The sequence below is a fragment of the Pseudogracilibacillus sp. SO10305 genome, from assembly GCF_037072005.1.
In the GTDB taxonomy this organism is placed as follows: Bacteria; Bacillota; Bacilli; order Bacillales; family Amphibacillaceae; genus Pseudogracilibacillus; species Pseudogracilibacillus intestinigallinarum.
The window spans coordinates 15,879-34,152 of record NZ_JAXHDE010000023.1 but is presented as its reverse complement, the minus strand read 5'-3'; the positions used below and the strand labels follow the sequence as shown (position 1 = coordinate 34,152).

Below are 18,274 nucleotides of genomic sequence, written 5' to 3'. Positions count from 1 at the left end.
CATATTAATACAATGATATCCTTGTGCCTCTAAAAACATTTGTGCTTTAGCACTACGTCCACCAGCTGCACAAATTAAAATATATTCCTTTTCTTTCTCCAGTTCTGTATATCTATCAGCAAATTCACTCAAAGGTATATTAATTGCACCTGGCACCATACCATTTGCCACTTCATCTAACTCTCGAACATCGACAATATGAAGTGTTTCTCCTGCGTTCATTTTTTCTTCTAATTGCTCTGCTGTCATTTCATTCATTTCAAACTTCCTTTCTGTTACTTTATCTACTTTTCACTAATAAGTTTACCGCTTCCTGAACAACATCTTCTTCCGTTCTATCTCCTAACTCATCCAAGTTTTGAATACATTCAATAAGATTCGCACTTACAATAACACCTATTGCACGATCAATCGCTGAACGAGAAGCAGATAACTGTGTAATAACATCTTTACAGTCTTTATTTTCTTCCATCATTTTAATGATGCCTTTAACTTGTCCCTCAATTCGTTTCATCCGGTTAATTACCTTTTGATCATACTCCACGTTATGCTCCCCTTTCTTCTTATCATATACTATACTCATCTTATACCCTTATAGGTATATTGTCAATGAGTAAATTTAACATAAACTCGTCAATTGCTGCCAAATTTTCGGCGCTTTTATCTTTTTTTCGGTAATTGTATAAAATGCACTTTTGTAAACGCATACATTATGTACTTTCAATAGTTGGCACGAAACTTGCATATATAATTAGCGAATAAAATTTTTATTCAAAAAATATTTTTAGGAGGAATAGGAAATGAGAGCAGCAGTCGTTAATCAGTTTAAACAGAAGTTAGAAGTGAAGAATGTGGATATTCCAACACCTGGTCAAGGTGAAGTACTGATCAAAATGGAAGCTTGTGGTGTTTGTCATACAGATTTACACGCGGCACATGGAGACTGGCCAGTAAAACCGAAACTCCCTGTAATTCCTGGACATGAAGGTGTCGGACTTGTAGATAAAGTCGGAGATGGAGTTACATCATTAAAAATTGGAGACAGAGTTGGAATCCCTTGGTTATTTAAAGCTTGTGGCGAATGTGAATATTGTTTAGCAGGCCAAGAAACATTATGTATGGATCAATTAAACGGAGGGTATTCCGCAGACGGAGCATTTGCTGAATATTGTGTGGCACCTGCTGATTATGTTGCACGTATTCCTGACGGGGTAGACCCGATAGAAATCGCCCCAATTTTATGTGCTGGCGTAACAACTTATAAAGCATTAAAAGTGTCAGGAGCTAAACCTGGGGATTGGGTTGCAATTTATGGAATTGGTGGTTTAGGACATGTCGCATTACAATATGCAGTTGCAATGGGCTTTAAAGTTATTGCAGTAGATATTCATGATGAGAAATTAGAATTGGCAAAAGATTTAGGAGCTGACTTTACAGTTAATGGAATGAAAACTGACCCAGTTGAAGCAATTAAAGAAAAAACTGGAAACGGTGTGCAAGCATCCATTAGTGTTGCCGTTACAAAGGTAGCTTTTGAACAAGCATACCATTCTGTTAAACGTGGTGGATCAGTTGTCCTCGTTGGACTACCGAATGATTCTATCCCAGTACCTATTTTTGATACTGTGTTAAATGGTGTAAGTGTAAAAGGTTCCATCGTTGGAACAAGAAAAGATATGCAAGAAGCATTACAATTTGCTGCAGATGGAAAAGTAAAAGCAATCGTAGCAACTGGAAAATTAGATGACATCAATGAAATATTCGACAGAATGGAAAAAGGCGAAATTAACGGTCGAGTTGTATTAGAATTTTAAGAATCATGTGCAAAATCCTTTTAGACAATAATAATGATAATCAAGTTTCACCTATAGAATAATAGAAATGAGGGAAACATAATGATATACGAACAACCAGGAAAACCGAACTCACTAGTTACATTTAAGACAAAATACGATAACTATATAAATGGAGAATGGATTGCTCCTTCGAATAATCAATATTTTGAAAATGTGACCCCTGTAACTGGTGAAGTATTTTGTGAAGTAGCCCGTTCCACGAAAGAAGATATTGATATTGCACTAGATGCTGCCCATGCAGCGAAAGATGCTTGGGGAAAAACATCACCTGCAGAACGTGCTACAATTTTAAATAAAATTGCTGACCGAATGGAAGAGAATCTAGAAAAGTTAGCAGTAGCGGAAACATGGGATAACGGAAAAGCAATTCGTGAAACATTAAATGCCGACATCCCCCTTGCAATTGATCATTTCCGTTACTTCGCAGGGGCAATTCGTGCACAAGAAGGTACATTAAGCCAAATCGACGACGATACAGTTGCCTATCACTTTCATGAGCCGTTGGGAGTAGTTGGTCAGATTATTCCTTGGAACTTTCCCCTTTTAATGGCGACATGGAAAATTGCTCCAGCATTAGCAGCTGGAAACTGTATCGTATTAAAGCCGGCAGAACAAACACCAGCATCGATTCTCGTTTTAATGGAATTAATTGGAGATCTATTACCAAAAGGTGTATTAAATGTCATCAATGGTTTTGGAGTAGAAGCTGGAAAACCATTAGCATCTAGTCCACGTATTGCCAAAATTGCCTTTACAGGTGAAACGACAACAGGACGTCTCATTATGCAATATGCATCTGAAAATATTATCCCTGTCACATTGGAATTAGGTGGAAAATCACCAAATATTTTCATGAAAAATGTGATGGACAAAGATGACGACTTTTTAGATAAAGCAATTGAAGGGTTTGTCCTTTTCGCATTAAACCAAGGGGAAGTATGTACATGTCCGTCTCGTGCTCTCATCGATGAAGCAATTTATGAGGAATTCATGGAGCGAGCATTAAAACGTGTTGCCCAAATAAAAACAGGCAATCCTCTCGATACTGAAACAATGATGGGAGCACAGGCTTCTACCGAGCAACTAGAAAAAATTAAATCATATTTAGATATCGGAAAACAAGAAGGTGCAACATGTTTAATTGGTGGGGAAGAAAATAAGATAGAAGGCTTTGAAAACGGATATTATATTAAACCAACAGTATTCAAAGGAAATAATAAAATGCGCATTTTCCAAGAAGAAATCTTCGGACCAGTTGTTTCAGTTACCACATTCAAAGACGAAGAAGAAGCACTCGACATTGCCAATGACACATTATATGGCTTAGGTGCTGGTGTATGGTCACGTGAAGCAAATAGTGCATACCGCTTCGGCCGTAATATTCAAGCTGGCCGCGTATGGACAAATTGTTATCACGCATATCCAGCACACGCTGCATTCGGTGGCTATAAGAGTTCAGGTATCGGGCGTGAAACACATCTAATGATGTTAAATCATTATCAACAAACGAAAAACTTACTCGTCAGCTATAGCGAGCAAAAATTAGGCTTTTTCTAACTAACTTTCACAAGTTTAAAAGGATATAAGATGAATTCTCCCTCATCTTATATCCTTCTCTTTTAATAAATACCTCAATTGACGTGGTGTAATTTCTAAAGCTTCTGCCGCTTTTTGCTTATTTCCAATATATTTTTTCAACGCTTTGTGAATATATTGTTTACCGATATAATCTTCTAACTGTTGAATTTCTTCTAATATTGGTTTTAAAGGCAAAATTTCTTCATCTTTCCACATGTTTATCACCAATTGTTGAAAAGTTTGTATTTTTTCTTCAAAATTTACTTCTTCCTTTTTCTTGCTTGTGGATATCTCGTCCGGAATGCTACTAGTAAGATGTGAGAAATACTTTGCATCAATTATCTTCTCATTTGGTTCTAACAAGGAAACTGCACGTTTCATCATATTGGATAATTCTCTAATATTTCCTGGCCAATCGTATGTCTTTAACAACGTTTTTGTATCGACATGCAACATAAATGATTCATTCAGTTTATGTAAAAAGTATGTTGCTATCGGAACAATATCCTCCTTTCGTTCGCGCAGTGGTGGAATATTTAATTCGACTACATTTAATCGATAATATAAATCTTCTCGAAATTTCTTTTCTTTTACCGCTTCCTTCAAGTCGACATTCGTTGCTGAAATAATACGGATATTCGTTTTTTTTAATGTTTCTCCTCCAACACGCATATATTCACCTGATTCAATGACACGCAATAACTTTACTTGTGTTGCCAAAGAAGCATCACCAATTTCATCTAAAAAAAGCGTGCCGTGATTTGCAATCTCAAAGACACCTTTTCTTTCCTTTGTCGCTCCTGTAAAGGCCCCTTTTTCGTGACCAAATAATTCACTTTCTAAAAGTGTCTCAGAGAGCGCCCCACAATTAATTCGAATATATGGCTGGTCATTTCGATGTGAGGCAAGATGAATAAAATGCGCAATCAATTCCTTTCCAGTTCCAGTCTCTCCTTGGATAAACACATTTACATTTTTCGTCGCTACTTTATATGCAAAAGTAAGTAATTGTTTCATTACTACACTATTTTCAACGATAATACCACTCATCGCCGTTAACTGTCTTATATCATCCTCCATGACAGTCATCTGTCCTTCCAACAATTGATCAACTGTTTGTTCTAATAAATCAATATCATCAAAAGGTTTTTCAATAAAATCATTTGCACCTAACTTAATGGCATCTACTGCGACTTTCACTGTACTATATCCTGTCATAATAATCGTTTTACAAGATAGTTGATTTTGTTTTATATGTTCTAATATATCTAAACCATTTCGGTCTGGTAACTTAACATCGATCATCGCTAAATCATATGTCCGTTCTTCGATTAATCGATCATAATCTGTTCCACTGTACCCAACCGTTACATGATATAATTTTTCTTCAAAAAAATACGTTAAAAAGTTTCCAACCGTTTTCTCATCATCAATGACTAAAATATTTACCATGAAATCCTCCTATTCGCATTTTGGTAATTTTATCGTAAATGTACTTCCGACACCTTTTTCACTCTGAACAAAAATTTCACCGTGGTGGGATGCAACAATCCCTAAACTGACAGATAAACCAAGTCCAGTTCCTTTTTGAATTTCCTTCGTCGTATAAAAAGGATCAAAAATATTTTGTTTTTCAGATTCAGTCAGCCCCATTCCATTATCTTGAACTGATAAATAAATGGCGTCCGCACATTCTCTTGATGAAATAATTATTTGTCCATCATGACGGTTCAAATGCACTAATTCATCTTGTGCATTCAATAATATATTGATGATGACCTGTTCGATTTGTTGAATACTTCCCAAAAATAAAGATAAATTCTCTTGTAAATCTGTCTTTAATTTTATGTGATTTTGCGAAATTTGATATCCTACTAAACTCAACACCGTTTGTACAGCTTCATTCATAGAGCATTTTTCAAATAAATATGCATCTTGTCTTGAAAAAGTTAACAAGTTGCGGACGATATTTTGACATCTTTTCCCTGCTCCCAAAACATCTTCTAATAAACTTATTTCCATTTGTTCTTTTGCTTTTCTTAATAATAATTGTGTATTCCCTAAAATTGCTGTCAATGGATTATTTAATTCATGTGCTACTCCTGCTGCCATTTCTCCAATTGCGGCCAATTTACTCGATTGAATTAATTGGATTTCATACAGCTGCTTATTCGTCACATCTTTCATATACAAAATAATATGGTATAATTCATTTTCATCATTTAGAGACGGATACGCATACACTTCATACGTTTCCTCAGCAATCTTTATTTCTTCATAAGTCACTTGTTCTGTCGAGGCACATTGTTGAATCATACTCTGTGTTGGAAGCATCGTTTCATACAGTAGCGTATGAATATTTTCCATACAACGATATTTCGTTAATAAAGCACTACCAGCTTCATTCGCGCGTAAAATTTTTCCATTTAAGTCCACTAAAACTATCGCATCAAGTACAGCCGAAAATGTTTGTTCCCATTCTTCCTTACTTTGAAGCATTTTTTGATATAAAAATACATTTTCTATTGATACAGCTAGTTGATCACTTAACTGTTGAAAAAAATTAATTTCAGCTTGTTCAAAAGTCAAAGTATCTTCTGTTCCCAAACTAAAAGTCCCAATAATATTTCCTTTAGACCGCAATGGGAAAATAAGTACTTGTTGTAAACCTATATGTAAAAAAGATTTATCTTCTGTATAAGATTGTTCTTCTGATAAATGATAATTTTTATAATTATTTTGTTCGACTACTTCCCAATAGATAGATTGTTCAATCGGTATAAACGTTCCAATATATGGGTATGTCGTATCTGTTGGATATACATTCGTCACATATAGTTCATCTGTTTCCTTATCATATCGATTTAAACCCAATCTTTGAAATGGATAAATTTTATTCAATTTCTCCAAAATATGACGCAACATTTCATCCATCGACATTTCAATATTAAAACTTCTCATCACATCATTTATAATTTCAAGTTGTGTATTTTTCTTTTCTAGCTCTAAAATCGTCTGCTTTAACTGTGTATAATAATTTTGTTTAGAGGATTGAACTCCAACGAGCTTGTCTATTAGTTGTTCTCTTTCTATCATCAATATCGCCTCACAATGCTTTTATAAATAAACTTTCGATATCCTCCTTCGAAATATCCCGTGGATTTGTAATAATACATGCATCTTTTAATGCAAATTCACTTACAATTGCAGCATCTTTTTCAGTTAAATGTAACTCACTTAATCGTTGTGGTGCACCGATTTGCCTTGATAGTGCCTGTACATGTTCTACAGCTTTTGCTCCAGCATTTAATATCGTAACGGATTCTTCATCAACACCGAGTAATTTAGCAATATCGACAAATTTTTCAGGTATTGCTACGTAATTAAACTCCATCACATAAGGAAGTAAAATCGCATTCACATCCCCATGTGGCAATAAAAATCTTCCTCCGATAGCATGACTCATCGCATGTACTGCTCCTAATATTGCATTTGAAAAGGCTAAACCTGCTTGTAAACTTGCCATCGCCATATTTTCCTTCGCTTCCCTATTCAACTTAGAAGCTACCGATTGGCGCAAATTATTAGCAACAAGTCTAATAGCATTTCTTGCGTGCACGTCTGATAAAGGCGTTGCAGCAATACTCACATACGCTTCTATGCCATGTGTTAACACATCCAACCCCGTTGTTGCAGTTAAAAATGCACTTTTTGTTATCAAAGTCTCTGGGTCTACAATCGCAATATCCGGAACAAGCGATTTTGAAATGATTGTAAATTTCCGTTCACTATTAGAGTCTAATATAATGGAAAACTGCGACACTTCCGAACCAGATCCAGCTGTTGTTGGTACCATCACTAATGGAGGTAATGGGGCATTAATTTTATCCACCCCTTCATAATCGATAATATCCCCTCCATTTGTCGCTAATATCGCAATTGCTTTAGCTACATCAATTGCACTACCACCGCCGACACCTAATATTGCATCACATTTTGCCTCCTTATATGCAGTATGTCCATTATGTATTTCGTAATCTTTTGGATTGGATGTTAAATCCGAGAAAACTGTATACGCAAGCCCGACTTTCTGACAGGAATTCTCTACTTCTTTTAACCATCCTTCATCGATAACTCCATTATCTGTTACGATAAGCACATGTTGTGCACCTAACCGAAGGCAACTTTCTCCAACTTGAGAAATGGACCCTGTTCCAAATATAACTTCTGGCATGACGAACTTATGTATTTTCACGGAAATCCCTCCACTAAAATAATCTGAATATTCATTATATCACAATTATTTGCGCTCCTCTTTCATAGAGTTGAGCAAATAAATTGCGCTTGTATACCCCGTAAGGTATATTATTCCTATAGATAATAAGAGGTGATTAAATGGATATGTTATTTTGGCTATTACTTGGAGTGATCTTATGGATTTTCGTTGCACGTGCAATGCCAGCAAAAGGTGTGCAAACGATTGATACGAATGCTTTAAGGAACAAATTAAAACAAAAAGATATACAATTTATCGATGTTCGTACCCGTGGTGAATACGAAGGAAATCATATTAAACAGTTTCAAAATATTCCTTTGCAAACATTAAAACAATCTTTCCACTCTCTAGACCCATCTAAAGAAATTATTGTCATTTGCCAAAGCGGGGTGCGTAGCATGCAAGCAGCAAAGATTTTAAAAAAGAATGGATTTGAACAGATTACGAATGTTATCGGCGGGATGAATCAATGGAAGTAAACGAACGAAAGAGATTTCAGTAACTTACTGAGGTCTTTTTTTATTGCCTTTTTACTACGAGTCATGTAATATACTATACTGAACGTCCAGTATAGTGGGAGAGGGTAAAATGGATAAAAAACAAGAACTTCTTATTAATGCCGCAAAAATTATACATGAAGATGGCGTCCAAAACTTTACAATGGAAGCACTAGCTAAAAAATCAAATATCACAAAAGGTGGCGTACTATATCATTTCAAAAGTAAAAGTGACTTATTATTACGTATGAATGAATTCGTCATTGAACAATTTGAAATGAAAATGAATCACTACGTCGAACAATTACATGGATCATATGTATTTACGCGAGCATATGGACATGCAACGATTGATTATATACAAAATGAGCAAAACATTTTATTACCTGCTGTTTTCATCACATCTTTAGAAGAAAAAGCATGTAAAGCTTTATGGGATCAAACTTTACATAAATGGAATAAGGCGTTTGATACAGATAAAGGAAATAAACAGAGCATTCTTACATTCCGTTTAATCTGTGATGGTGTCTGGTTTTCTATTACATATGATTTCACCCCTTCGTCCATTCAACAAGTAACAAAATTACTACAATATGAATGCGAAAAACTGACAACGGAGGAATATTAATGGGATTTTTTTATTTAACATCTGCAATCATTTCAGAAGTGTTCGGTTCTACGATGATGAAAATGTCCACCATGACTCATAATAAACTCCCTATTTTAGGCATTGTCATCGGATATATTTTATCATTTTATTTATTATCATTAACACTTGTATCCATTCCACTAAGTTTTTCTTATGCGGTTTGGAGTGGAGTTGGTACAGCATTAACTGCCATTGTTGGATTTTTTCTATTTAAAGAACCATTTAATTGGAAAATTGCTGGAAGTATCGGCCTGCTAATATTCGGAATTGTATTAATGCGGTTATAACAAAGGGGGATCTATATTGAAAGGTTATCTATATATTATGATTGCTATTATATTAGAAGTACTAGGGGCTTCTATGTTGAAACTTTCAGAAGGCTTTACAATGCTTACCCCTACGCTTATTCTTATTGGTGCATATTGTTTATCTTTCTTATTTTTAATTTTAGCATTAAAAACAATCGCACTTAGTGTTGGCTATAGTATTTGGGCTGGGGTTGGTACCGTCGGAACAGCATTTGTCGGGTATTTCTTTTTTAAAGAATCACTTTCTTTACTAAATTTGATTGGATTAGTGATTATTATTGTCGGCGTTATTCTCTTAAATATTGCAACAAACGAAGTGAAACAAGTGAACTCATAAAATCAAAACCACCAGTGTGAACTGATGGTTTGCTCTGCGACTGAAAGCCTTCATTACCGGCCTCAGCCTAAAGGGCTCACTGAACGGTCTCCCCTATGCACCACATTCACGCACGGATTCTTTAAGAATCTCTTATTGCTATCTTTTTTTATTTCGTTGTCCGGTAAAAGGATTGTACTCTTCGAATGGCGTTAATTGATCGCTATCTTTTAGTTGATTTCCAATATATTTCTGGATTTGATTTTTGTTTCTTCCTACTGTATCCACAAAATATCCTCTACACCAAAACTCCTATTTCCATTTTGTGGGGAGATGATTGGGCTTTATGGTTACGTTCATGCAGGTTTGGAGTTTGGTTCTTGCAACTTTGACACGTATTCTTGCAACTTCGACCCGCATTCTTGCAACTTTGACACGTATTCTTGCAACTTTGATCCGTATTCTTGCAACTTCGACCCGCATTCTTGCAACTTTGACACGTATTCTTGCAACTTCGACACGTATTCTTGCAACTTCGACCCGCATTCTTGCAACTTCGGCACGTATTCTTGCAACTTTGACCCGCATTCTTGCAACTTTAGCACGTATTCTTGCAACTTCGACCCGTATTCTTGCAACCTTGGCACGTATTCTTGCAACTACCTAATTTTCATATTTGTATTTTAAATTTGCATGACGATCAAAAAACATTAAGTTACTTTTCCCTTTTAGATAACCCATCAATTTAGAGACACTTAATTTTGGTGGAATACCTACAAACATTTGCTTCATAAATCTCTACATTTTTTCTATCACAAAGACTTCTGATAATTTCCCCTATACTCTTTTTGTATTTTCCATAAATAATTTGTCGTCTGTATTTTAGTGCAAATACAATATGATACTTACATCTCCACTGTGTATGTGCTTAAACTATTCTTATCCTGCATTAGGATTTCCTCCTTCTCTTGTAAGATATGGTGGTCGGAAAACCAACTTTATCTTATAACAGAAGGTGGCATTTTTAATGCCACGCTAAAAGCTATTTAGAACCCCCGGCAGAGCCAGGGTTTTCAAATGCACAACAAAAACGATGACCTTTATTAAGATCATCGTTTTTGCTTTATTAATATGCATCTCTATTTCTATTTTTAAAGTTATTCCAACGTCTAGTGCTTAATTCAATCATTGGCTCTGTCACTGTCATGAAAAATTTACTTGATAACAAGAATACAATGATAATAGTAATTGCAATGACGCCGATAAAATCAAATATATTCGTCACTTGAATAATATCTTCTTGGCGTAAATATTGTACGATAAAACCGTGTAGTAAATATACGTACAATGTTCTCTCCCCTAATTTTGTAAAGGAGAAGCGTCGTTTCGGTATCCATGCTAACACACTGAATGCCATGAGCAAGGAAGTCATATATACTGTAAATCTAAATACACTTCCGCCCCACTCAACACCTAATGCACCATATGACTTAGATGCTAACAACCAGTCTGTATTTACATCTGGTAAATAATAGATTGCTACTGCAAATACGGTCATCACTACAAGACTAGCAATTTTTATTGGAACACGTTTTAATGCCATCATTTGTTGCTCAGATATCCAATACCCGATTAAGAAATACGGGAAAAATACGAATGTTCGTGACAAACTAAACATATGTCCAATCGAATCAAAGTAACCAATTGTCACACCGATAATGATTGCAATAACAATTCCAACTACAGGACGTACATGTTTATATAAAATTAATAGCATATGCCAGCAAAACAAACTAAATAAAAACCATAACGACCAGTGCGGATAAAAGATACTATCGATTAACCAATCTTTTTTATCGATTAAAAAGTAATACCCTGTATAAACTACCTGAAAAATAACATACGGAATTAATAGTTTCTTTGCTAATGTGAATAAATATTTACTATCACTAGACCCTTTTGCAAAATAACCTGCAATCATAATAAATGCAGGCATATGGAATGTGTAAATCCATGTATATAATGTTGCCAATGACTTCGAATCAAATGTTATTGGTTGAATAATGTGTCCAAAGACAACCAACGTTATTAATAATAGTCTCGCATTATCAAAAAAAGCATTTCTTTCCATTCCATTCACCCTTTGTCTTCTACATAATCAAAATATTTTCTACTACATACCATACCCGATTTTTTCTCATAGTATGTTTATATTTCGCTTATTTAATCAAAGTGTAAACCTATTGTAAAAGTTAGCTTTCCCTGTAACATTTCGACAAAATTCTATTATTTCCCAGGAAATAATAGAAAGTTCGTCTATTTATTGCCCGATGCGAATGACACCATGTTGACGCTCTAACGTTCCAATCACACTAATTGCAGCTAAATAACTTGTGCTCGGATTAGAAGGTAATGGGTTGTTTTCAATCGTAAAACTAGCCTTCCCAAATGCACCTTCGACTTCAATTGTATGAGTGTTTTTTGTTGCATGAGGATCAGCAATCATCGTCACTTTTGTTCGATCAAATCCAATTCCAGCAAGAGATAATGCGATGGAAATATTAATGTTTTTTGGATACACAGCAATTGCTTCCCGTGCACTTCCTTGAAAAGCAATTTTTTCTTCTGTAATCGGTTCTCTTACTAAAGTATGTGCTGCTTTTCGTGTCGTTAATGATACATGTTCCACATTTTTTGTTGCCAACACGTTTTGTACTAAGTCTAAGCCACCAATCGACCCTGATGGTAAAAAGATATTCCGATTATTTTTCTCCGCAATAGATGTTACTTCTTGTGTAAATGCATCATCAACAAATGCACCGATACTAATAATAACGACATCTTTTTGTTCGATAATTTGCGGCACATACGCTTGCACCGCTTCCACTGTAGCTGCTTCTACAACGATATCTACGCCAGAATCGATAAATGCTTGAACATCTGTATATAAAGTTACATGATACTTATTGCTAATTTCACGATATTTTTCCATATCTCTTACAAGAATACTCGTTACTTCATATGTGTGATCTTTTTCTTTTTCTAAAATATAATTTGCAATAGCCCCTGCTCCAACAATTCCTACCTTCATCGTATACACCTCTACATATGTTTTTTATAATAAATGATTCCGCTTTTTCTAGTTTGTGTCACTTTTTGTAGTGCATACAAGCGGTCTAAGTGTCCGATTACTTCCGACATGACTAATGGAAGTAATGGTTCATAACGTTCCTTATACATTTCTTTTGCAATTTCTGCCGCTGTTTTTTCTTCATATAATAGCGCTAAAATACGGTCCGCCTTCGTTTCTATACGGTTTAATTTTTGATCAATTAATTCGATTGGATCATGTATAATTTCGCCATGTCCACTATAGGCAATGGCTGGTTCATAAGTACGTAATTTTTGTAATGATTGTTCATATAATACTAATGATTTTGTCCGTTCACCTGTTTTATCCAGTTCCACCAACGCATTGCTCGGCGAATGTGACAAAATTAAATCTCCTACATATGCCGTCTTACTTTCTTTATGCCATAAAAATATATGGTCTGGTGCGTGACCTGGAACATAAATAACATCAAAGCCAAAAATGGTATCGCCCTCCTTTAAAGGAATGATAGGACCATTAATTTTTTGATGGGCATTTTTATGAATCGATTGAACCATACGTTCAATTAATGGCTCTGCTTCTGTTAAGCAGCCCATCTCCTGATACAACTCCGTGAAAAATGCAATTCGTTTTTCTAAAAAGTCTGTATCGCGTTTTAAACGAATGATGGCATCTTCATGTGCATAAAGTGGTACATCAATTTCTTTACGAATGCGATTCACGATTCCTATATGATCTGCATGATTATGCGTCAAAATAATCGCCGTTATATCTTGTAATGTATAATCATTTGCATGTAAAGTGTCGATCAATGCATCCCAACAAGCGTCATTTTCCGCTCCCGCATCAATTAATATTAGATCCTCTCCTTGATGAACGAGGTAATAATTTAAAGTTTGTAAGTTCCCTAACTGTGTCGGAACAATAATGGGATATGTTTTTGGGCTTTCTACCTTCGCTTTCACTACCATAAGCATACTCTCCTACCTTATAATCTATCCTTATTGTATCATAAGAATTTTGATAAAAAAAAGAGATGCTTGTGCATGTACACAAACATCTATCAAATCATTCACTCCATATTGAATCCCCAATATTTTCCTACATGATTATGATGTAGAACTTTTCCCATTATGTTCATTGTAATGCAAATACTTTTTTGATCCCTCCCCAATTTTTATTTAGTGATAGAAGCCATATTGTTCGGTGCACTCTTATCATAAGAGAGGAATCTCTTTTCCGCAAAGGTACAAAACGAACATTTTGTACCTTAAAAGGCATGAAAAATTGCATTTCCCCTTAGAGAAAATGCAATTTTTCAGATAAGATGATCCCATAAAATTCAAATTTACTAGTTTGCTAAAAAAGTTTTTGGCATTAATGCTGCAACAACTTCACCAGTTACTACAACTGTATCATTTGCATAAACTTTTGTAGTTACTTTATATTTTTTCGGATGAATTTCTTCTACTATACCAACTGCTTTCAATATAGTATTAGCGGGTGTTGGTTTTAAATAATCAACATGTAATGATGCTGTAACGAATCTTGGTGCTTCCACCCCATCACCAGGTTCATGACCGTTTTTTCGATGGAGAAAAATCGCTGCCGATCCAGTACCGTGACAATCGACTAATGATGCGAGTAGACCTCCATAAATAAATCCCGGAATCGCTTTATGCTCATCACGTGGTTGATATATTGTCACTGTTTTATCTCCATCCCAGCCTGTTCGTAAATGTAAACCTGTTTCATTTAACCTACCACACCCGTAACACCAAGCAAAATCATCTGCGTACTCATCCTGAATTGCATGTTTTATTTCATTGATCACTACTACGTCCACCCCTCTTATTATGTTCGATGTTTCTATTTACACCAGTTTAACTTGTCCTATACTTCCAACAAAGTAGTTGATAAGCTATTCTCTATTATACTATATATATGTAAGCGTTTTAACTACATACGATAAATTTAATATTTCCGTCTGCAAATTAGCGATTCTTATTTTTATATACGATAGCGAATGAGCAAAAAATACAACAAATCAAAACCACCAGTGTGAAGATAATGACCCCACAAAATTAGAGTTTTATTTATGCAACTTCGAGTCGTATTCTTGCAACTTCGAGTCACATTCTTGCAACTTCGGGTCGTATTCTTGCAACTTTGAGTCGTATTCTTGCAACTCCGAGTCACAATCTTGCAACTTTGAATCATATTCTTGCAACTTTGAGTCGTATTCTTGCAACTTCGAGTCGTATTCTTGCAACTTTATCATGATAGGAGGCATTTTTAATACCATGCTAAAAGCTATCCGGAACCCCCGGTAGAGCCAGTGGTTTTCAATGCATAAAAAAATACTTCGCATATCTCTTTCGATCATGCGAAGCACTGTTTTATTTATTAATATCCATGTCATTCATTTTCCATTTTCCATCTTCTTGAATAAATTCAAAATCAATGACGAAACTATACTCATTTACCTCGTCCTTGGCAGCAAACCCTACAATATAAGATGTTTCGTCATTTTCATGTGTATAACGAAATTCAATATCTGATGCGGTTTCTTCTGTAAAAAATTCTTGTTCATGTGGGTATGTAACATTTTCGAAGGAAAAAGTTTTATCATTTATTTTCGAACCACTAGATAAAATAGAGGTTAAAAAATCAATATCTTCATCAAATTGTGCTTGGAAAATTTTCTCACCTAAAGCGATTAATTCTTTTTCCGTATCATCGTTTGCTTCATTTGTCGCTTCGTTGGATGCATTGTTTTCCGTGTCGTTTTCACTTTCTTCCTCATTTGCTACATTGTCTTCTGCTTCGTTATTCTCCTCATTCGTTTCCACTTTTTCAATTTCTGTTTCTGTATCATTTTCTGTTGCGTTTTGTTCTTCATTGTCCACTTCATTATTTACTTCATTATTTGTTTCCTCTTTTGGTTCATTGTTCGTTTGGCCATTGTCTTTAGATTGACAAGCCACTAAAACCGTTGCGATAAATAATATAAATAGTACTTTTCTCATTCCATAGTTCCTCCCATGACAGATCATAATAGACTATATGACTATTATACCATCAAGTCAGTGAAAAAAACTATTTAATTATGATGAAGTTATGAAGGAATAGGATCTCCAATAACAATATTTCGTTTAACGAATATTTCTCTCCATTAAAAAAAGCCCCTCCTAATTTAAGAAGAAGCTTGTAAGTATTTACCTTTTAATTTTGATGAATACATCTCTAACATAATTGCGATGAGTAAAATCATATACGTAATAAAACCTACTTCACGTAAATCATAGTAAAAACCGGATGCCATAAATAGCTCAAACCCAATACCACCAGCACCTGCTGCAGCTCCCATTGCTACTGCTACCCCGAAGTTGATTTCAAATCGAAGAAATGTCCACGATAATAAGTATGTGGATGTGGAAGGAAGAATGCCGTGTTTAACGATATGCCAATAATTCGCACCTGAAGCGCGCAACGATTCAATAATTCCAGCATCTATTTCTTCGATTGCTTCCGAATATGCTTTCACTAAATATGCAATAGAATGAAACATCATGCCAAGCACTGCCGCTTCACTACCTAATCCTGCTGAAATTGCAAAAATTAACACCCATAAAACAGTTGGAACTGCACGAATAAATGCAACCATTACACGAATAACCTTTGAGACAGATGGTTTAGAAATATTTGTTGCAGCAAATAAGGCTAAGAAGAAAGCGATAACTGCCCCAATAATCGTAGACAACACAGCCAAACCTAACGTTTGTATTACTTGAAATAGACCTTCCATGAACGTAAAATGACTTAAAGCAGGCATCAAAAACATCGATTTAAGATTATACATCGTTTCGACGAAAGCCGTTTTTAACTCGAAACCTGTCAGGTCAAAAAATATAAAAGAAACAAAAGTTAACATCGTTAAGCTGAGCAAAGTAATCCGCATCGTTCTTTCAGCTTTATCTCCAGATTTCAAACGTATTTTGCCTGTTTTCGTTTTCTTCATATAATAATCAAGTGAATAGTCCATTTACATAATCACCTTTCGAATATAGTTTGACATCAATTCAATGATGACGACTGTTATGACGATTGTCCACGTAATTAATGCAACTGTTCCATAATCCATCTGCTTATAATATAAATCAAACGTATAGCCAATACCTGTGCCCGTTAATATACCGACTAATGTTGCACTTCGAATGTTCGTTTCTATCATAAACAATACCCAACTAATCATTTGCGGTTTTCCTTGAGGGATGACAGATTTTCCGATGAGATGAAAATACGTTGCCCCTGTTGCCCGTAATGCTTCCATACTTTTATGGTCGATTTCATCGATCGATTCAATAAATGCTCGTGTTAAAAATCCTACCGAACCAATAAAAAGTGCTAAATAACCTGTCAAAGAATTTTGCCCAAACGATAAAAGCAAAATTAATGCCCAAGCAACGATTGGAATATTCCTTGAAAAAGAGGCGATGATCCGCGCGATAGAACTGAAAACATTATTAGGCGAAGTTGCATTTGATCCCATCACACCTAAAAACATAGCAACAATAGCTCCTGTGGTCGAAGCCGCAATTGACATAAACACTGTTTCGAACAATTTGTCGAGAATAGTTGGTAACTTCTCTAACGCCTCACTTGAAATGAGTAAATTAGAGGTCATCCACATAAAAGCAGCTGGAAAGCTTTGCATTCCATTGAGCATGTCGAATTGTGTAATAATAATCGAACCAATCGTAATGGCTATAATTACGATAAAAAATAATGCTGATTTCCATTTATGACGTTGATATGTTTTTTCACTCACAAGAATATCCCCTTATACTGTAATTAATTCTCGCGTTTTAATACCGTAAATATGATTAATTTGTTCTTCTGTTAATTGTAATGGCACACCGTCAAAGACGACATCTCCTTCATTCAACCCGATAATTCTATCAGAATATTGTTTCGCAACATCTACTTGGTGTAAATTTACGATACAAGTAATATCGTATTCCTCTGTTATTCTTTTTAAGTAATTCATAATCACTTCAGATGCATTCGGGTCTAAAGATGCAATCGGTTCATCACATAAAATAAGTTTTGGAGTTTGAATTAATGCCCGCGCAATTCCTACACGTTGTTGCTGACCACCACTTAATTGATCACAGCGTTTATATGCATGCTCCACGATGCCTAATGTATCTAATAAAGAAAATGCTCGCTGCTTTTCTTCTTCCGTAAATCGATTCAATAGCCCTTGTAATGTTGTTTTATATCCTAGACGTCCGTGCAACACATTTTCAATGACGGTTAATCTTGGAACTAAATTATAATGCTGGAAAACCATCCCAATATCGCGACGCATTTTTCGTAATGATTGTTTTCGATAATATGTCGTGTCCACTCCATCAAAAATTATCTTCCCACCATCAATTTGAACCATCCGATTAATCGTACGTAGTAATGTTGATTTCCCTGCTCCTGAAGGTCCGATGACGGAAATTAGTTTTCCTTTTTCAATTTGTAGATTTATATTTTCTAACACTTTTGCTTTTGCGTGATATGATTTACTCACATTTTCCATTTCTAATAAAGCCATCATTCCATCTCCTTTTTATTCTTTTTTAAAAATATGGGATACACTTCAGATACGAGGAGAAAAGGAAATTGACA

The 18,274-nt window shown here is 35.2% G+C and carries 21 protein-coding genes and 2 pseudogenes; 6 read left to right on the top strand and 17 right to left on the bottom strand.

The features are described 5' to 3' along the window. Both SPD45_RS13875 and SPD45_RS13870 read right to left on the bottom strand, forming a co-directional pair. Positions 1-258: rhodanese-like domain-containing protein (locus tag SPD45_RS13875; RefSeq protein WP_336268373.1), on the bottom strand; the 258-nt coding region annotated here is incomplete at its 3' end. Positions 259-280: 22 nt separating this feature from the next. After that, positions 281-544, bottom strand: coding sequence for a metal-sensitive transcriptional regulator (locus SPD45_RS13870; RefSeq protein WP_336268372.1), 264 nt, complete (start codon positions 542-544; stop codon positions 281-283). A 256-nt stretch (positions 545-800) separates the two neighbouring features. On the opposite strand from SPD45_RS13870, the gene adhP reads away from it, so the two are divergent. Continuing rightward, a complete protein-coding gene (gene adhP / locus SPD45_RS13865) occupies positions 801-1,814 on the top strand; it encodes an alcohol dehydrogenase AdhP (RefSeq protein WP_336268371.1) in 1,014 nt (337 codons plus the stop codon). Positions 1,815-1,895: 81 nt separating this feature from the next. Beyond that, positions 1,896-3,413, top strand: a complete 1,518-nt coding sequence (adh, locus tag SPD45_RS13860; RefSeq protein ID WP_336268370.1) for an aldehyde dehydrogenase — start codon at positions 1,896-1,898, stop codon at positions 3,411-3,413. Positions 3,414-3,455: 42 nt separating this feature from the next. Here the strand turns inward: adh and SPD45_RS13855 are convergent, their stop codons facing one another. From SPD45_RS13855 to SPD45_RS13845, 3 genes are read right to left on the bottom strand one after another with little or no spacing between them, the layout of a single operon-like run. Then, positions 3,456-4,886: a sigma-54-dependent transcriptional regulator gene (locus SPD45_RS13855; protein WP_336268369.1), complete on the bottom strand. Its 1,431-nt coding sequence runs from the start codon at positions 4,884-4,886 to the stop codon at positions 3,456-3,458. 9 nt (positions 4,887-4,895) lie between these two features. Beyond that, positions 4,896-6,530, bottom strand: a complete 1,635-nt coding sequence (locus SPD45_RS13850; protein ID WP_336268368.1) for a sensor histidine kinase — start codon at positions 6,528-6,530, stop codon at positions 4,896-4,898. 10 nt (positions 6,531-6,540) lie between these two features. Then, positions 6,541-7,689 (bottom strand): iron-containing alcohol dehydrogenase, encoded by a 1,149-nt coding sequence (locus SPD45_RS13845; protein ID WP_336268367.1) that lies wholly within the window; start codon positions 7,687-7,689, stop codon positions 6,541-6,543. Between the two features lie 140 nt (positions 7,690-7,829). On the opposite strand from SPD45_RS13845, the gene SPD45_RS13840 reads away from it, so the two are divergent. From SPD45_RS13840 to SPD45_RS13825, 4 genes are all read left to right on the top strand, one after another. Beyond that, positions 7,830-8,189 (top strand): rhodanese-like domain-containing protein, encoded by a 360-nt coding sequence (locus SPD45_RS13840; protein ID WP_336268366.1) that lies wholly within the window; start codon positions 7,830-7,832, stop codon positions 8,187-8,189. A 109-nt stretch (positions 8,190-8,298) separates the two neighbouring features. Then, the gene (locus SPD45_RS13835) at positions 8,299-8,835 is read left to right on the top strand and encodes a TetR/AcrR family transcriptional regulator (RefSeq protein WP_336268365.1); all 537 of its coding nucleotides are present in this window, start codon (positions 8,299-8,301) and stop codon (positions 8,833-8,835) included. Continuing rightward, entirely contained in the window at positions 8,835-9,143 is a 309-nt protein-coding gene (locus SPD45_RS13830; RefSeq protein ID WP_336268364.1) for a DMT family transporter, read from the top strand. The genes SPD45_RS13835 and SPD45_RS13830 overlap by 1 nt, the downstream gene beginning before the upstream one ends. Positions 9,144-9,159: 16 nt before the next feature. Continuing rightward, complete coding sequence (locus SPD45_RS13825; protein WP_336268363.1) at positions 9,160-9,501, top strand: DMT family transporter; 342 nt, start codon at positions 9,160-9,162, stop codon at positions 9,499-9,501. Positions 9,502-9,639: 138 nt separating this feature from the next. Here the strand turns inward: SPD45_RS13825 and SPD45_RS13820 are convergent. The 12 genes and pseudogenes from SPD45_RS13820 to phnC all read right to left on the bottom strand — a co-directional run. Then, positions 9,640-9,792, bottom strand: a pseudogene (locus SPD45_RS13820) (IS200/IS605 family transposase); the annotation flags it as partial. A 44-nt stretch (positions 9,793-9,836) separates the two neighbouring features. Beyond that, positions 9,837-10,139, bottom strand: coding sequence for a hypothetical protein (locus SPD45_RS13815; protein ID WP_336268362.1), 303 nt, complete (start codon positions 10,137-10,139; stop codon positions 9,837-9,839). A gap of 7 nt (positions 10,140-10,146) precedes the next feature. Then, positions 10,147-10,430 (bottom strand): annotated as a pseudogene (gene tnpA / locus SPD45_RS13810) (IS200/IS605 family transposase); the annotation flags it as partial. A gap of 176 nt (positions 10,431-10,606) precedes the next feature. Further along, a complete protein-coding gene (locus SPD45_RS13805) occupies positions 10,607-11,611 on the bottom strand; it encodes an acyltransferase family protein (RefSeq protein WP_336268361.1) in 1,005 nt (334 codons plus the stop codon). A 189-nt stretch (positions 11,612-11,800) separates the two neighbouring features. Continuing rightward, positions 11,801-12,571 (bottom strand): aspartate dehydrogenase, encoded by a 771-nt coding sequence (gene nadX, locus SPD45_RS13800; RefSeq protein ID WP_336268360.1) that lies wholly within the window; start codon positions 12,569-12,571, stop codon positions 11,801-11,803. Positions 12,572-12,582: 11 nt separating this feature from the next. Further along, positions 12,583-13,563 carry an MBL fold metallo-hydrolase gene (locus SPD45_RS13795; RefSeq protein ID WP_336268359.1) on the bottom strand — a complete coding sequence of 327 codons (981 nt, stop codon included), beginning with the start codon at positions 13,561-13,563 and terminating at the stop codon, positions 12,583-12,585. A gap of 380 nt (positions 13,564-13,943) precedes the next feature. Beyond that, on the bottom strand, positions 13,944-14,426 hold the full coding sequence (locus SPD45_RS13790) for a PaaI family thioesterase (RefSeq protein WP_336268358.1): 483 nt from the start codon (positions 14,424-14,426) through the stop codon (positions 13,944-13,946). A gap of 258 nt (positions 14,427-14,684) precedes the next feature. Beyond that, the gene (locus tag SPD45_RS13785) at positions 14,685-14,897 is read right to left on the bottom strand and encodes a hypothetical protein (protein ID WP_336268357.1); all 213 of its coding nucleotides are present in this window, start codon (positions 14,895-14,897) and stop codon (positions 14,685-14,687) included. Positions 14,898-14,991: 94 nt separating this feature from the next. Next, entirely contained in the window at positions 14,992-15,621 is a 630-nt protein-coding gene (locus tag SPD45_RS13780; RefSeq protein WP_336268356.1) for a hypothetical protein, read from the bottom strand. Positions 15,622-15,788: 167 nt separating this feature from the next. Further along, entirely contained in the window at positions 15,789-16,637 is an 849-nt protein-coding gene (locus SPD45_RS13775) for an ABC transporter permease subunit (protein WP_336268355.1), read from the bottom strand. After that, positions 16,638-17,423, bottom strand: a complete 786-nt coding sequence (gene phnE / locus SPD45_RS13770; RefSeq protein WP_336268354.1) for a phosphonate ABC transporter, permease protein PhnE — start codon at positions 17,421-17,423, stop codon at positions 16,638-16,640. A gap of 12 nt (positions 17,424-17,435) precedes the next feature. Then, positions 17,436-18,200, bottom strand: a complete 765-nt coding sequence (phnC, locus tag SPD45_RS13765) for a phosphonate ABC transporter ATP-binding protein (RefSeq protein ID WP_336268353.1) — start codon at positions 18,198-18,200, stop codon at positions 17,436-17,438. Between the last annotated feature and the right edge of the window lie 74 nt (positions 18,201-18,274).

Excerpts from the sequence above, each read along its gene's own strand:
- adhP (WP_336268371.1), top strand. The coding sequence starts at position 801 with ATGAGAGCAGCAGTCGTTAATCAGTTTAAACAGAAGTTAGAAGTGAAG.
- adh (WP_336268370.1), top strand. The coding sequence starts at position 1,896 with ATGATATACGAACAACCAGGAAAACCGAACTCACTAGTTACATTTAAG.
- SPD45_RS13855 (WP_336268369.1), bottom strand. The coding sequence starts at position 4,886 with ATGGTAAATATTTTAGTCATTGATGATGAGAAAACGGTTGGAAACTTT.
- SPD45_RS13850 (WP_336268368.1), bottom strand. The coding sequence starts at position 6,530 with ATGATAGAAAGAGAACAACTAATAGACAAGCTCGTTGGAGTTCAATCC.
- SPD45_RS13840 (WP_336268366.1), top strand. The coding sequence starts at position 7,830 with ATGGATATGTTATTTTGGCTATTACTTGGAGTGATCTTATGGATTTTC.
- SPD45_RS13835 (WP_336268365.1), top strand. The coding sequence starts at position 8,299 with ATGGATAAAAAACAAGAACTTCTTATTAATGCCGCAAAAATTATACAT.
- SPD45_RS13830 (WP_336268364.1), top strand. The coding sequence starts at position 8,835 with ATGGGATTTTTTTATTTAACATCTGCAATCATTTCAGAAGTGTTCGGT.
- SPD45_RS13805 (WP_336268361.1), bottom strand. The coding sequence starts at position 11,611 with ATGGAAAGAAATGCTTTTTTTGATAATGCGAGACTATTATTAATAACG.
- nadX (WP_336268360.1), bottom strand. The coding sequence starts at position 12,571 with ATGAAGGTAGGAATTGTTGGAGCAGGGGCTATTGCAAATTATATTTTA.
- SPD45_RS13795 (WP_336268359.1), bottom strand. The coding sequence starts at position 13,563 with ATGGTAGTGAAAGCGAAGGTAGAAAGCCCAAAAACATATCCCATTATT.
- SPD45_RS13785 (WP_336268357.1), bottom strand. The coding sequence starts at position 14,897 with ATGGTATTAAAAATGCCTCCTATCATGATAAAGTTGCAAGAATACGAC.
- SPD45_RS13780 (WP_336268356.1), bottom strand. The coding sequence starts at position 15,621 with ATGAGAAAAGTACTATTTATATTATTTATCGCAACGGTTTTAGTGGCT.
- SPD45_RS13775 (WP_336268355.1), bottom strand. The coding sequence starts at position 16,637 with ATGGACTATTCACTTGATTATTATATGAAGAAAACGAAAACAGGCAAA.
- phnC (WP_336268353.1), bottom strand. The coding sequence starts at position 18,200 with ATGGCTTTATTAGAAATGGAAAATGTGAGTAAATCATATCACGCAAAA.